Source organism: Acidovorax sp. DW039 (genome assembly GCF_037101375.1).
Taxonomy (GTDB): domain Bacteria; phylum Pseudomonadota; class Gammaproteobacteria; order Burkholderiales; family Burkholderiaceae_C; genus Acidovorax.
Genome location: NZ_AP029019.1, coordinates 1,819,530 through 1,834,885, shown reverse-complemented (window position 1 = coordinate 1,834,885; position 15,356 = coordinate 1,819,530). Strand labels below are relative to the sequence as shown.

The 15,356-nt window shown below is 61.9% G+C and carries 9 protein-coding genes; 3 read left to right on the top strand and 6 right to left on the bottom strand.

Annotation, left to right across the window (positions count from 1 at the left end; genetic code table 11):
- Positions 1 to 40: 40 nt before the first annotated feature.
- The 4 genes from AACH87_RS08210 to AACH87_RS08195 form a co-directional block, all read right to left on the bottom strand.
- Positions 41 to 2,581, bottom strand: a complete 2,541-nt coding sequence (locus AACH87_RS08210; RefSeq protein WP_338798294.1) for an EAL domain-containing protein — start codon at positions 2,579 to 2,581, stop codon at positions 41 to 43.
- Positions 2,578 to 5,886: an EAL domain-containing protein gene (locus AACH87_RS08205; protein ID WP_338798293.1), complete on the bottom strand. Its 3,309-nt coding sequence runs from the start codon at positions 5,884 to 5,886 to the stop codon at positions 2,578 to 2,580. Before AACH87_RS08205 ends, AACH87_RS08210 begins: the two co-directional genes overlap by 4 nt.
- A 407-nt stretch (positions 5,887 to 6,293) precedes the next feature.
- On the bottom strand, positions 6,294 to 9,245 hold the full coding sequence (locus tag AACH87_RS08200; protein ID WP_338798292.1) for an aconitate hydratase: 2,952 nt from the start codon (positions 9,243 to 9,245) through the stop codon (positions 6,294 to 6,296).
- 404 nt (positions 9,246 to 9,649) lie between these two features.
- Positions 9,650 to 9,937 carry an H-NS histone family protein gene (locus tag AACH87_RS08195; RefSeq protein ID WP_338798291.1) on the bottom strand — a complete coding sequence of 96 codons (288 nt, stop codon included), beginning with the start codon at positions 9,935 to 9,937 and terminating at the stop codon, positions 9,650 to 9,652.
- A 372-nt stretch (positions 9,938 to 10,309) separates the two neighbouring features.
- On the opposite strand from AACH87_RS08195, the gene AACH87_RS08190 reads away from it, so the two are divergent.
- Complete coding sequence (locus AACH87_RS08190; RefSeq protein ID WP_338798290.1) at positions 10,310 to 11,155, top strand: symmetrical bis(5'-nucleosyl)-tetraphosphatase; 846 nt, start codon at positions 10,310 to 10,312, stop codon at positions 11,153 to 11,155.
- 36 nt (positions 11,156 to 11,191) lie between these two features.
- On the opposite strand, the gene AACH87_RS08185 is transcribed toward AACH87_RS08190, so the two are convergent.
- Positions 11,192 to 12,271: an FAD:protein FMN transferase gene (locus AACH87_RS08185; protein ID WP_338798289.1), complete on the bottom strand. Its 1,080-nt coding sequence runs from the start codon at positions 12,269 to 12,271 to the stop codon at positions 11,192 to 11,194.
- A gap of 11 nt (positions 12,272 to 12,282) precedes the next feature.
- On the bottom strand, positions 12,283 to 12,702 hold the full coding sequence (locus AACH87_RS08180) for a c-type cytochrome (protein ID WP_338798288.1): 420 nt from the start codon (positions 12,700 to 12,702) through the stop codon (positions 12,283 to 12,285).
- Positions 12,703 to 12,973: 271 nt separating this feature from the next.
- Between AACH87_RS08180 and AACH87_RS08175 the strand changes: the two genes are divergently transcribed.
- Both AACH87_RS08175 and nosZ read left to right on the top strand, forming a co-directional pair.
- Entirely contained in the window at positions 12,974 to 13,336 is a 363-nt protein-coding gene (locus AACH87_RS08175; RefSeq protein ID WP_338798287.1) for a hypothetical protein, read from the top strand.
- Positions 13,337 to 13,357: 21 nt separating this feature from the next.
- Entirely contained in the window at positions 13,358 to 15,286 is a 1,929-nt protein-coding gene (nosZ, locus tag AACH87_RS08170) for a TAT-dependent nitrous-oxide reductase (RefSeq protein ID WP_338798286.1), read from the top strand.
- Positions 15,287 to 15,356 lie beyond the last annotated feature (70 nt).

Sequence of the window (15,356 nt, the reverse complement as noted above, 5' to 3'; positions counted from 1 at the left end):
TCGCCCAAGCACTGGTGTCACGATCAGATCAAGCTTTTGTTCATGACCTGGTTGAGGACAAGGGCTGCAACGCGGCCTCCAGCACGGCCACAGGCATGGGCCGCCCGAACAGGTAGCCCTGAAAGGCGGGGCAGCCGTGCTGTTTCAGAAACTCGAGCTGCCCTGCGGTTTCCACGCCCTCGGCCACCACGCTCAAATCCAGGCTGTTGGCCAACGCCAGAATGGTGCGGACGATGGCGGCATCGTTGGGGTCTGTCAGCACATCGCGCACAAAACCCTGGTCGATCTTGAGCTGATCCAGCGGCAGGCGCTTGAGGTAGCTGAGCGACGAATAGCCCGTGCCAAAGTCATCCAAAGAGAAGCCCACGCCGCGGTCACGCAGCTGCTGCATGCGTGCGATGACGTCCTCCACATCCGTCAGCAGCAGGCTTTCGGTCAACTCCAGCTTCAGGCGCTCGGGGTTCGCGCCAGTGCGATGCAGAGCCTCCAGCAACTGGTCCACAAAATCTGTCTGCCGGAACTGGCGCACGCTCACGTTGACTGACAGGAAGAGCGCCCGGGTAAGGCTGCTGCGTGACCAGGCGACCAGTTGCTCGCAAGCAGCCTCCAGCACCCACTGGCCCAGGGGCAGGATCAGCCCGGTCTGCTCGGCCATCTCAATGAACTCTGCAGGCGCCACCATGCCGCGCTGCGGATGGCTCCAGCGCACCAAGGCCTCAGCCCCCTGCAGTTTCCCATTGCAATCCACCACGGGCTGAAAATGCAATTGCAATTCCTGCTGCTGCAGGCCGCGCCGCAGGTCTGCCTGCAGTGCCGAGCGGGCACGCGCAGCGGCTTGCATGTCGGGGTCAAAAAAGCGCTGGGTGTTGCGGCCCGCTGCTTTGGCCTGGTACATGGCCAGGTCGGCATGCTTGAGCAATTCGTCCACAGTGCAGGGCTGCTGGGGGCCAAACAGCGCAATGCCAATGCTGGGCGTGCTGTGATGGGTGCCCTCTCCTTCCACACCGATGGTGTAGGGCTTGCCCAGCATGGTGATGATGTAGCTGGCCACCAGCGCGGCCTCGGCGCTGGCCTGGGCTGCGGTGCTGCTCAGGTCTTCCACCAGCACCACAAACTCGTCCCCGCCAAACCGGGCCACCGTATCGGTGGCGCGCACACAGCCCTGCAGGCGCTGGGCCACCTGTACCAGCAGCTGGTCGCCCTTGTCGTGCCCCTGCGTGTCGTTCAGGTCCTTGAAGTTGTCCAGATCAATGAACAGCAAGGCACCGTGGCCGGGCCTGCGCCCCACCGCCATGAGGGAGCGCTGCAGGCGGTCCAGCAGCAGCCTGCGGTTGGGCAGGCCAGTGAGCGCGTCATAAAACGCCAGTCGCTCAATCTGGCTCTCGACCTCCTTGCGTTGCGTGATGTCCCGTCCTACCCCTCGGTAGCCGCGCAGCTGGCCCGCATCGTCCAGCAGGGGTACACCACTCACGGCGATCCAGTGCAAGGTTCCATCGGGGCGGCGGCGCTGCAGCTCCAGATCACGGAACGGCTGGCAGCTGGCCAGTACACCCTGGTGGGCAGCCCAGTCGGCTTCGGTCATGTTCAGGGCACCCATGTCCCAGCGGGTGCGCCCCAGCACATCGGCAGGGGTGATGCCATTGATGCTCAGATCACCCACCAGCTGCACAAAGCGGCCTTGGGCGTCAGTCTCCCAGTACCAGTCGGACGAGAGGTCGCTCAACGAGCGAAAGCGCGCTTCGCTCTTGCGCAGTTCCGCCTCTACACGCACATAGTCGCTCACGTCGGTAAACGTGCGCACCACCCCACCGTCATGTACCGCCGTCGTGCGCACTTCCAGCGTTCGTCCGTCGCGGGTGGCACGCCAGTACAACGCGGGCGACTGGGCCACGGCCCCCTGTGCAACGTATGCCTGGCCGCGCTCATCCACCAGCGAATAGCTTTCTCCAAAGTCACCCCGGGCGGCCTGGGCTTGCGTCACTTCGGCCAAGGTAGGCTGGGTGGTGAGCAGGGACTCTGGCAGGTTGAGCAACTCCAGCACGCGCTGGTTGTAGACCTGGATGCGGCCATCCACCCCGGTTTTGAAGATGCCTTGGCTCATGCTGCCCAGCGTAAGTTGCAATGCCTGGCGCTGCTGCTGCAGGTAGTGCAAGGGCCCCATGGCGTAGGGTGCAGGCTGGGTTCGCACACTGCGCGTGGCACTGCCGTCACCCTGGCGGCGCTGCAACAGGCCTCGCAGCCTTTGCATCAACTCGGGCAGATGGCTGTGACGGGGCGCACGCAAGACATAGTCGGCCAGACCGCAGCGAAAGCCCCGTGCGGCCAGCGCCTCTTGCTCGGGGTTCAGGCACATCACCACTGCATGGCCCGCACACAAGGCCAGCGGCCCCGCCACATCACGCGCAGCAGGTGGCATGCACAGCACCACCACCGCCCACGCCTGCGAGGCGAGCGAACCTGCCGCGGTTTCAGCACTGCGGCCATGCACAAAGCGGCAATCGGGAAGGCTCGATTCCAACTCGGCCTGCGCGGCCTCGGCATGGGCACTGTCTTCGTCCAGCCACAACACTGGGGTCATCATCGGGGCGCCTCATCTACAGCATGCACCGCATCCACAGGAAGGGCATGCAACCCGTGTTCACGCTCCAGCACATCCAGCGGTAACGGTCTCCCAAAAAGGTACCCCTGAAACCCCTCACACCCGTGCAGCCGCAAAAACCCCAGCTGCCCCGCCGTCTCCACCCCCTCTGCCACCACCTCCAGATCCAGGCTCTTGGCCAGCGCCAGTATCGTCCTCACTATCGCCGCATCGTTGGGGTCGCTCAGCACGTCCCTCACAAAGCTCTGGTCTATCTTCACCTGGTCCAGCGGCAGTCTCTTGAGGTAGCTCAGGCTGGAGTACCCCGTGCCAAAGTCATCCAGCGCAAAGCCCACGCCTTCTTTCTTGAGCTGTTCCATCCGCTCTATGGTGTCTTCAATGTCCCCCAGCAGCAGGCTTTCCGTGAGTTCGAGCTTGAGTTTGCGGGGGTCTGCCTGACACGCTTTGAGGGTACCCAGCACTTGCGCAGCAAAGCCGGGTTGCCTGAATTGCCGGGCGCTGACGTTGACCGAGAGGCTCAGGTGGGCTGTGGCGGGGTTGTGGGCCCATTGGGCCAGTTGGCTGCAGGCGGTGTGCAGTACGGTTTGCCCTAGCGGCAGGATGAGGCCTGTCTGCTCTGCCAGGGGGATGAAGTCTGCGGGGCTGATCATGCCGCGCTGGGGGTGGCGCCAGCGGGCCAGGGCTTCGGCTCCGACGAGTTTGCCGTTGTGGTCCACCACGGGTTGGTAGTGGACGTGGATTTCTTCTCGCGCCAGGCCTTGGCGCAGGTCTGCTTCGAGGTTGGAGCGGGCGTTGACGGCCGCTTGCATGTCGGGGTCGAAGAAGCGCTGGGTGTTGCGGCCTGCGGCTTTGGCCTGGTACATGGCCAGGTCTGCGCGTTTGAGGAGTTCGTCGACGGTGAGGCGTTGCTCTCCAAAGAGGGTGATGCCGATGCTGGGGGTGCTGTAGTGCTGGCCTCCGTCGAGTTCGAAGGGCTGGTTGAGGCTGGCCAGGAGTTTGTCGGCTACGACTTCTGCCTGGGCTGCGGCCTGGCTGAGGTCGGTGCTGAGGTTTTCCAGCATGACGACGAATTCGTCGCCTCCGAAGCGGGAGACGGTGTCGGTCTCGCGCACGCAGCCCACCAGCCGGGCGGCAACCTGGGACAGGAGCTGGTCTCCCATGTCGTGCCCCAGGGTGTCGTTGAGGTCTTTGAAGTTGTCCAGGTCGATGAACAGGAGTGCGCCCTGGGCTTTGGTGCGCTGGCCTGCCGCGATGGAGCGCTGCAGTCTGTCCAGCAGCAGTCTGCGGTTGGGCAGCCCGGTCAGCGCGTCGTAGAACGCCAGCCTCTCTATCTCCTGCTCTGCCCTCTTGCGGTCTGTGATGTCGCGGCACACCCCGAGCACACCCGTCACGCGGCCCTGGTGGTCGCGAATGGGCGTCTTGATCGTTTCAAAGCACCCTTGGTAGCCATCCTCGGCAAAGGTCAACGTCTCTTCATACACCAAGGGCTGCCATGCGGCAATGGCGCGCCGATCCAGCGCACGGAAGACCTGCGCGTCTGCAGGCGGCAGAAAGTCCGCGTCCGTGAGCCCCACGATGTCTCGCTCGGCCCGGCCTGCAAAGCGCTCAAACACGGGGTTGCAGGCCAGGTAAACGCCTTGGGTGTCCTTGAGAAAAACCATGTCGGGCATTGCACTGACCACACTGGCGAGCCGGGCCTTCTGGGAGGCCAGTTCCAGTTCAATGCGCTTGAGGTTGGTGAGCTCGTATGCAAACAGCACCACCGCGGGCGGCACCTGGCCGGGGGAGGATTCGGCCACCAAGGTGGTGTGCCAGTACTGACGGCCTTCCGCGTAGTCGGAGTGGTGCTCCAGCACCACGGTCTGCCCGGTAAACGCCTCTTCAATGGGGCCCCGCAGTCGCGCCATCAACCAGGCGGGTACCACTTCAGGCAGGCGCCTGCCCTGCAGTTCACTCACAGGCTGCTTGAGCCATTCGGCCTGTTGCTCGTTGATGTAGAGCAACCGCATGTCCCGGTCAATACGCGCCACGCCGCCAGGCACGCGGCGCAGCACATCGGCCATTTGCGCTTCGTGCGCATGGGCCGCTGCTTCGGCCAGGCGTTCTGCAGTGATATCGCTTTGCACGCCGTCCCATATCACGCGGCCGTCATCCTGCAAGCGCGGTGAGGCGCTCAGCCGCATCCAGCGCAGTTCGCCATCAGGCCTGCGCATGCGCACCACCACCTCCATGGGTTCCATGGTGCGCAGCGAGTCGCGTCCGGCAGCGTGCAGTAGCGGCCGGTCTTCGGGAATGATCTGATCGTGCAGTGCATTCTTGTCGCGCAACACTTGCTCGGCCGTGATGCCGTTGAGCCGCTCGATGGCATCCCCCATGTATACAAAGCGGATGCGACCATCGGTGTCACGCAGCACCTGGTAAAGCACGCTGTGGGGCAGGTTGCGCCCCAACAGTTGCAGCTTCAATTCGCTCTCGCGCAACAAATCCTGCGCCTGACGCAGCTGCACATAAGGTCGGCTGATACCGGCGATGAATACCCCCTGAAACAGCAGCGCATACGCCACCACGCGCAAACCATGCGATAGCGGATTGCCCGCCATGGTGTGCCCACCGCCCAATGCCACCACCAGCTCGCCACAAAGGAAGGCCCCTGCCGCCCAGGCAAAAAAGCGCTCACGCCCTTCGCAGGTGGCGCTGCGATAAAGCCACCAGGCCGTCCAGCCGAAGGCAGGAACCAGAGCCCACGCCACAGCCGTGCGCAAATCGGCCTGCACAAACCATGCAGGCAAACCTTGGGTGGCAAGCCACAGGAGACTGAAAGCCAGCAGACCTGCAGCCAACGCCCAGGCGCGCGGCTGGCCGGGTAACGTGCGCCGCCACGCCACTAAGGTGAGGGTCAGCCACTCGGCAAGGCGCGCCCATGCACTGATCCAGACAGACACGTCCGCAGAGCCGGCTGCCAGGTGCCCCTGCGGTGCATGCGCCACCGCACCATGCAGAAAATTGCAGACGGCTGCCAGACCAAACCCGGCCACCAACACATTGGCGCGGCGCTGGTCCCCAGGCTCGAGCATGTTCAGACTGACAGACACCACCAGAAGCCCCAGCAGCACGGCCACAAGCTCGAGCAAGGGCTCAACCCCGTGCAGCGCATGCCCTTCCCCACCCAGCAAGATGGACAACGGTGGCAACACCAGCGCAAGGGCCAGCACCACCAACCCGGCTGTGATGGCGGGTGACTCGGAAGCGAACAACCGGGTCATAAAGGGGCGGGTGAACACGCTCATAAAAAGGAACTACGGTGGGCCTGCGAACAAGGTGAAAAAGCGCTACCCATCAAGAAAAGCTACGCCTTGAGGCCAAGCCGCCAACCGCTGAACACCCTGGAAGAAGCTGCGGAAGAAATGATTGCCGCGCCCATCAATGTGAACGCAAAGTAAACCTGACCACCTGCACGCAGGGGGTGACAGGGTTATCGGCATCTGGAGGGAGAAATTCAGCTCCTGCGGGGCGACCCGTGGCCATTCATGGGCCTACGGCAGAGTGTATCGAGACGTAAATTTCTGTCCAGCGCGCCCACGAAGTGAGCCCAACGACTGGACGCGTTTGCCCCCGATACCGCTTTAATCCGACGGGTGCTTACAGGAGAGACAGGCACGAGTCCCCCGCAGACTGCAGGGGTCGGTCAACGCCCTCAGCTTTGCAAGAGCTGGCGCAGCACAAAGGGCAAGATGCCGCCAGCACGGTAGTAATCCACCTCAATAGGGGTATCGATGCGCAGGGTCACCGTCACCTGCACACGCTCGCCGCCAGGCCGATGAATGACCAGCTGGGCATCACTTTGGGGGGTCAAGGCCGGATCGGGAATCACGTCGATGACTTCGCTGCCGGTCAAGCCCAGAGACTCCCACGAATCCCCTGGGCGGAACTGAAGCGGCAACACCCCCATGCCCACCAGATTGGAGCGGTGAATGCGCTCAAAGCTGCGAGCGACCACGGCCTTGATGCCCAGCAGCTGTGTGCCTTTGGCCGCCCAATCGCGACTGGAGCCCGTGCCATATTCCTCCCCCGCAAAGATGACGGTGGAAACGCCCTTGGCCATGTACTGCATGGCTGCATCAAAGATGAACATCTTCTCGCCCTGCAGCGGCCCCTCGCTCTGAAAGAGGGTGACACCGCCCTCTTCCCTGGACCCATCGGGCTTGGGCGGAATCATCAGGTTCTTGATGCGCACATTGGCAAAGGTCCCGCGCACCATCACATCGTGGTTGCCGCGGCGGGCACCGTAGCTGTTGAAGTCCTGTTTCATCACACCGTGCTGTAGCAACCACTGGCCTGCAGGAGAGCTCTCCTTGATGGACCCCGCAGGCGAGATATGGTCGGTAGTGATGGAGTCTCCGAACAGCGCCATGATGCGGGCGCCGTGCACAGTGGGGAGTTGCGCATCTTTAGGGGCCTCAACGCCCGCAGCGCTTGCGCTAACAGCTCCTGTTTCCATAGCAAACTGGGCAAAGAACGGCGGCTCTGCAATGTAGGTGCTGGCAGGCCAGGTGTAGACATTGCCGCTGACACCGCGGATCTTCTCCCACAGCTTGCCGGGATCAGACGCCACCTTGGCGTAGTTGTCGCGGAAGGCTTTGCCGTTCATGGCAAATCGCATGAGCTGGTTGACCTCGTCACTGCTGGGCCAGATGTCACCCAGGTAAACATCGCGCCCGCCCTTGCCTTTGCCCACGGGCTCGGTCATCAGGTCCTTGAGCACGGTGCCTGCAATCGCATAGGCCACGACGAGGGGCGGGCTCGCCAGAAAGTTGGCCTTGAGGTTGGGGTGAATGCGCGCCTCAAAGTTGCGGTTGCCCGAAAGGACGGCTGCACACACCAGGTCGTTGCCGGTGATCGCGTCATTGAGCTCGGGGGCCAAGTCGCCCGCATTGCCGATACAGGTCGTGCAACCGTAGCCTGCCAGTGCAAAACCCAGTTTTTCCAGATAAGGCAACAAGCCGGTCTGCGTCAGGTATTCGGTCACGATGCGGGAACCGGGGGCCAGCGAGGTTTTGATGTGAGGCTTGACCTTGAGCCCGGCCTCCACGGCCTTCTTGGCCAGCAGGCCTGCCGCCAACAGCACACTGGGGTTGCTGGTGTTGGTGCAACTGGTGATGGCAGCAATCAGCACATCGCCATTGCCAATCGTCACATCGCCCGGACGGCTCGCCTCTTTGGCAGGAACTTCGGCATGGGCTGCCGCAAAGGTGGGGCGGTTCTGCTCCATCTCTACCAGGAAGCGAGGGCCACCTGACGGCGCTGGCACCTCTGGCTGAGCGCTGGGCTGGGCAGGCGCTTCCACCGGCCGCACGTGGTACCGGGTGTGCAAAAGCTCTGCCGGGCGGTTGAAGCCGTTCTGACTGCTGGGTTTGCTGAACAGATCGGCAAACTGGCCAGAGACCTTTCCCAGCTCCATCCGGTCCTGAGGGCGCTTGGGGCCTGCCAGGCTGGGTGTCACATCCCCCAGGTTCAGGCGCACCACCTGCGAGTAATCAATCTCGCCGGCCTGAGGCACTCCAAACAAGCCTTGCGCGCGGAAATAGGCTTCAAACGCCTCGATTTCGCCTTTGGTTCGGCCCGTGCCCTTGAAATAATCCACCGTCTTCTCGTCCACCGGGAAGAAGCCCATGGTGGCGCCATATTCAGGGGCCATGTTGCCAATGGTGGCGCGATCCGGCAGGGACAAGGTGCGCGTACCCTCGCCAAAAAACTCCACAAACTTGCCCACCACTTTGTGCTGGCGCAGGATCTCGGTCACGGTGAGCACCAGGTCGGTGGCCGTCACTCCTTCGCGCAACTGGCCCGTCAGTTCAAAACCCACCACATCGGGCGTGAGGAAATACACGGGCTGCCCCAGCATGGCCGCTTCGGCCTCAATACCGCCCACCCCCCAGCCCACCACACCAATACCGTTGATCATGGTCGTGTGGCTGTCAGTGCCCACCAGAGTGTCGGGGTAGTAAACGCCATCACGCGTCTTGTGTACGCCGCGTGCCAGGTACTCCAGGTTGACCTGGTGCACGATGCCAAAACCTGGCGGCACCACGCCAAACGTATTGAACGCCTGCATGCCCCATTTCATGAATTCGTAGCGCTCTTTATTGCGCTGGAATTCAAGCTTCATGTTCAGGTCGATGGAATTCTTCTTGCCGTAGTGGTCCACCATGATGGAGTGGTCCACCACCAGATCGACGGGCACCAGCGGTTCGATTTTCTTGGGGTTCTTGCCCAACCGTGCGGCCACGCTACGCATGGCAGCAAGGTCCGCCAGAAGGGGCACGCCGGTGAAGTCCTGCAGCACCACACGGGCCACCACAAACGGAATCTCATCCTTGCGCTCGGCCACCGGGGCCCAGTGGGCGAGCTGCTCCACATGCTCAGGAGTGACCTTGCGTCCGTCACAGTTGCGCAGCACCGATTCCAGAACGATGCGGATGGAAACCGGCAGCCGCTGAATATGGGGAAACTGTTTTGCCAAGGCTGGCAGGGAATAAAACTTTCCCTTCTTGCCAGACGTCGTCTCAAAACCCTGAAGGGTCTGGGCAAATGCATGCCCCTGAGACTCAAAAGACGAGGTAGCTGACGGCTTGGAAGAAACGGCCATGGCGAACTCCTGTAAAAGGCAATGCCGCCTATTCTGTCAGCCCAGCAAGCTGCTGCAAGTCAAAGGGATATGGGAGGGTAGCTTGGTTGGCAAAGGCGGAATCCTCAGGAATACCGCACTTGAAATGCGTTCTTCAGAAACTTCAAGACTCGCTGCTGTTAATACCTGCTCTCAGAGAAGGACTTGGCACCCAACCCGCGCGCGCTCTCCGACCACTCTACAAAAACGTTTCAAGAACGTCAACCCTCTTAGAATTCAAATGACCAGGTGCCGCCAAGCCATTGATCTGAAATGCTTCATTGGCCATGCATGAGTTCAAAACAGGTAATGAATGCATCCATTTGAATATGGAGACATAAAAAAAGCCCGCGTCTGCGGGCTTTTTTGTAGGAGAAAACTGATTTTCAAATAGCGAATTGTTCGCGATTTTCGTTCTGGATCCATTTTGGAGCCTTGCCGCGGCCTGTCCATGTCTCACCAGTAGCTGGATTGCGGTACTTGGGCGCCACCTTGGTGCCAGCAGTAGCGCTGCGTGCACGGCCTGTGGGGAACACATCCTGGGTTGTCAGACCGAATTCAGCCACCAAAGCACGAACCTGGGAAATGGCATCGCTCAGTTCGCGGCGGCGCGCTTCACTGATTTGCTGCTCCAGGGCTTCACGTTGCTTCAATAGTTCTTTGTAGCTGGTCATGGTGTGTAATGAATGGTAAGTAGAGCGGATTCGCTATTATAGGAAAAATTAACAAGGCCTGCGCTAGATCGAGAAAAACAAAAGGAGTTCCGTACTTCTTCAAAGTATTGCGCAGATTCCCCCGGGTTTACCGACCGTGCCGCGTTACCGCAATCTTTCATTGCCAGTTCTGAAAGAGCGCCATGGAGGAATTCAGCGCCTAACTCGCACAGAGTTTTAGCGCATTTGAATCCTGATGACAGCTATTACGGCTTCGACTCCAGAAGCCATCTCTACCCCGCCCCAAGACTTTGCCTTCATTTCAAAGTCGACTGTGCTCTTCCTGGGAGTGAAACACCTGAAAATCGCTGCCTCTGCAAACTCAAGAACACCATGGCTATTTACTGCATCGGCGACATCCAGGGCTGCGACTCAGCGTTAGAACGGCTTTTGTCCACTATCGATTTCTCTCCAAGTCGCGACACCCTTTATCTTTTAGGAGACCTGGTGAATCGCGGGCCAGAGTCGGTATCGGTTTTGCGCCGCTGCATGACGCATGGCGACGCCATCCGCCCGCTGCTGGGCAATCATGACCTGCACCTGCTGGCTGCAGCCCATGGTGCCCGCAAGCCATCGCGGCAAGACACCCTGCGCCAGGTGCTGGATGCGCCAGACTGCCAGAGCCTGCTGGGCTGGCTGCGTCAACAGCCCTTGGTGCGCACGCACCAGCATGCAGGTCAGCAGTTATTGATGGTGCACGCAGGCGTGCTGCCCGGCTGGTCGGCCGACGATGTGGTGACGCTGGCCCAGGAAGTCCATGCGGTTCTGCAAGGCCCCGACCTGGGAGAGTTCTTGCACCAGATGTATGGCAACCTTCCCAATCAGTGGAGCCCCGATCTGCAGGGTGTGGAAAGACTGCGCGTCATCATCAACGCACTGACCCGCCTGCGTTTTTGCTCGCCGGAAGGTGTGATGGACTTCGAAAGCACCGAAAGCGCCGCCGCTGCGCCAGAGGGCTTGCTGCCCTGGTTTGATGTGCCGGGGCGGCGCACTGCACACACGGTGATGGCGTTTGGTCACTGGTCCACCCTCGGCTGGCTCAACCGCCCACATCTGCTGGGACTGGACACTGGCTGCGTGTGGGGTGGCTGCCTCAGCGCCGTGCGGTTTGGCAATACGCTGGCAGATCGCGAGTTGATTCAAGTGCACTGTGAGCAGGCTCAAGTGCCGGGCCAGTAACCCCCGGCCCGCATGACGAAACCCGCCATGGCTTCGTCATGCCCTCTCCAGCGATCGCTCCATTGCTGATGACTGCCACACCTTTCCATCTGCCTGCGCCAGCAGCATGGGCAAGCCTGGCACACGGCGCGCCAGAGCCTGGGCTGCAGCGGGGCCCATCACCATCATGGCCGCCCCCAGTCCGTTGACCTCCTGCACGGTTCTGGCCACCATGCTCACACCATGCACACCCGTTGAAGGCCAACCCGTTCGGGGATTGAGCACATGGTGCATGCGTTGCCCGTCATGAAAAAAGCAGCGCTCGTAATCACCCGATGAAGCGACTACGGCCTGGCCTTGTACAGACACTGCGCCCAACAGGCGCGACGGATCTCTGGGGTCACGCAAGCCCACACGCCAAGGCTTTCCATGCATGGAGCCACTCACCACCACATCACCACCGCCGTTGATCAGGCCGTCTTGCACACCGTGGGCTTGAAGCACCTGCATGGCTTCGTCCAGGATGGGCAATTTCGCAATCCCTCCCATGTCCAGTGCCATGCCGGGCTTCTTTAAGTGAGCAGTCCCTGCCACCAGGTTGAGCACCAGAGCCTGTGCGTTCACATAGCCCAACTGGCGAGTCACCTCTTTGGCATCAGGCATGCGCTGTAGCCCCTCGCCAAACTGCCAGGCCTTGAGTCCACCCACGGTGATGTCGAAAGCACCGCCAGACGAGGCATTCACACGCTGAGCAGCCAGCAGCAGGTCCATGACGTTCGGGGGCACAGGCACCGCCTGTTTCCCGGCATGCATGCTGATGCGAGAGATGACGCTATCGGGCTGAAAGCGGCTGAACTGGGCCTCCAATTCGCGCATGCGCCGGTAAGCAGCTTGCACGGCAGCTGCCACCGCCCCCTCGTCGTCACCCAGCGCCACTATGTCCACCGCAGTGCCCATGACCACTTCGCGGCGGCGCAACACAGATGGGGTGGAACGCGAGGCACCATACGCATTGCACAGGCCGCCCAGCAAGGGTACGGCCAGCATGGCCCGTCGCCCCAAACGCAGCTGCGCCAGGTTTTCAGAAAAACCTGAGCGCGAGAGGGAGGACCAAGGGGAAGACAAAAAGCGACTCATGCGCAGCCTCCTTACAGAGACTGGTCGGCCATGTAATCCACTGCGGCCTTCACTTCGTCGTCGCTCAAACTGGCGCCGCCACCACGGGCAGGCATCATGCCCTTGGCCCCTGTGAAGCCTTCGATGGCGTGCTTGTACAGAACGTCCTTGCCCTGAGCCACCCGAGGGCCCCAGTCAGCCTTGTCCCCAGGCTTGGGGGCACCCGCCACACCCGCTGCGTGACACATGGCGCAGGTCTTGCCAAACACTGTCTTGCCCAAGGCGTTCTCCTTGGCAGCAGGTGCCGCAGGAGCCGCGGGTGCGGCAGGTGCCTGCGCGCTGGGTGCGGGCGCGGCACCTGTCGCCTGCGGCGCCTGCTTGTCGCCACAGGCAGCTACCGTCAGCGAGAGCGCCACAGCCAGGGCGGCATACATCATTGAAGTCTTTTTCATCACAAACGTCCTGTCTTGAAAAGGGATTGAGTCACAGGGCAGGCACCTTGCGGATGGCACAGCGCATCTTTGCTGGATGGCATGTGCTATGTGCAGTCCACAGCCTTTTCGTTGGACTGCACATGCACGCTGCAAAACGCGCAGCGCAAAGGATCACCTGGCCCCAACACCACCAGCAGTGCTGGCATGGACTCAATGTATGCGGGGGGACTCAGTCAAAGGATGACCCACATCAAATAGATTCACATTACATGAATCTATTATCCAGCCCATGTTTTTGAAGTGCCAACACCGAACCTTGCGCCTGTGGGTGATGGCATGGTTTTTTGCCACGCTGCTGGTGGGCATCGGCAATCCGCTGATACGCAAGGCCCATGCAGAACCCGTGTGCTCCAGTGGTGGTGTCATCAAGTGGGTGGAGCCTCCACCCGCCCCCGCCCCCGCCACCACAGCCCACGCGCATGCACTGGACTGCGCGCTGTGCCTTCCCACCTACGCGCCTCCAATGCACGTAGCCGCCAGCACATTGCCTGCCCGCAGCGCACTGCGCCTGCCAGTGCCGCCCACACAAACCCATGCGCCGCCACGAGTCCCTGACAGGCCTCCGGCGCGCGCGCCTCCCGTTTTTTCCTGAGCCCATTGAAAGAGGTAAACCATGAGCGAACACAAAGAACAGCCACTTGCCCCCGCAGCACTGGGCAGACGCAGCTTCATCAACACCGCTGCGCTGATGGGGCTGACGGCCGGCGTTGCTGCCTGCACTGACAAGCCCGCAGCCTCTACAGCGCCTGCGGCCGCGGCCTCTGCCACACCCGCAGCAGCCCATACAGGCACAGGCGCCAACCCGCACCTCAAGCCTGGTGAGCTGGACACGTACTACGGCCTCTGGAGCGGCGGCCACACCGGTGACATGCGCGTGCTGGGCCTGCCTTCGGGCCGCGAGATCACGCGCATCCCCTGCTTCGTGCCCGATGCGCTGGTGGGCTGGGGCATCACCAACGAGTCCAAGGCCGTGATGGGCACCAAGGCCGACGGTCACCTCGAATACACAGTAGCGGATACCCACCACACCCACGCCTCGTACAAGGATGGCAACTACGACGGCCGCTACGCCTGGATCAACGACAAGATCAACAGCCGCGTGGCCCGCATCCGTCTCGACTACTTCGTGTGCGACAAGATCACCAAGCTGCCCAACGTCCAGGGCTTCCACGGCATCTTCCCCGACAAGGCCGACCCGGTGGACCCGGCCATCAACTACACCACGCGCGTGTTCTGCGGCGGTGAGTTCGCCATTCCCCTGCCCAACACCGGCTCGGAAGACTTCACCAAGTACCGCTCCCTGTTCAGCTGCGTCGATGCAGAAACGATGGAAGTGCGCTGGCAGGTGCTGATCGACGGCAACTGCGACCTGGTCGCCACTTCGTACGACGGCAAGCTGGCCGCCACCAACCAGTACAACACCGAGATGGGCGCGAAGTACGAGGACATGATGTCCGCCGAGCGCGACGCCTGCCTGTTCTTCAACGTGGCGCGCATCGAGGCTGCCGTGAAGGCGGGCAAGTTCAAGACCATCGGCAGCAGCAAGGTGCCCGTGGTGGACGGCACGCACGAAGCCAACAAGGACCCCAAGACCGCCCTCACCGCCTACGTGAGCGTGCCCAAGAATCCCCACGGCGTGAACGCCAGCCCCGACGCCAAGTACTTCATCTGCGCCGGCAAGCTCTCGCCCACCGGCACTGTGATCGAACTGGCCAAGGTGCTGGACTGGTTCGACGGCAAGCTGGAGAAGCTGGACGACGCCATCGTGGCCGAGGTGGAGCTGGGCCTGGGCCCGCTGCACACCGCCTTTGACGGCCGCGGCAATGCGTACACCACCCTCTTCCTGGACAGCCAGGTGGTGAAGTGGAACGTGGAGGCCGCCATCAAGTTCCACGCCGGCGACAAGACCGCCAAGTACGTGGTGGACCGCCTGGACGTGCAGTACCAGCCGGGCCACTTGAACGCCTCGCAGTCCGAAACCAGGGCCGCCGACGGCAAGATCCTGGCGGTGGGCTGCAAGTTCTCCAAGGACCGCTTCCTGCCCGTGGGCCCGCTGCACCCCGAGAACGAACAGCTCATCGACATCTCGGGCGAGAAGATGGTGCTGCTGGCCGACCACCCGGTGCGCGGCGAGCCCCACGACTTCATCATCTTCAAGCGCGACCTGGTGCGCCCCAAGCAGGTGTACACGCTGGATGAGTTCCCGCTGGCCGTCAAGGACCCCAAGGAATCCGGCGTGTTCCGCAATGGCAAGAAGGTCACGGTGAAGCTGACCTCGCAAGCCCCGGCCTTCAGCCTGCGCGAGTTCAAGCTGAAGAAGGGCGACGAGGTGACGCTGATCCTGACCAACCTGGACAAGGTGGAGGACCTGACGCACGGCTTCGCGATCCCGAACTACAACGTGAACTTCATCGTGAACCCGCTGGAGACCAAGTCGGTGAGCTTTGTGGCCGACAAGCCCGGCGTGTTCTGGTGCTACTGCACGCACTTCTGCCATGCGCTGCACTTGGAAATGCGCACTCGCATGATCGTGGAGGGTTGATGAGGCGATCCCCCTGAGGCGCGACCGCTCGGTGCTGGTCGCCAGAGGCGACAGCTCTTCGGGACCGTCC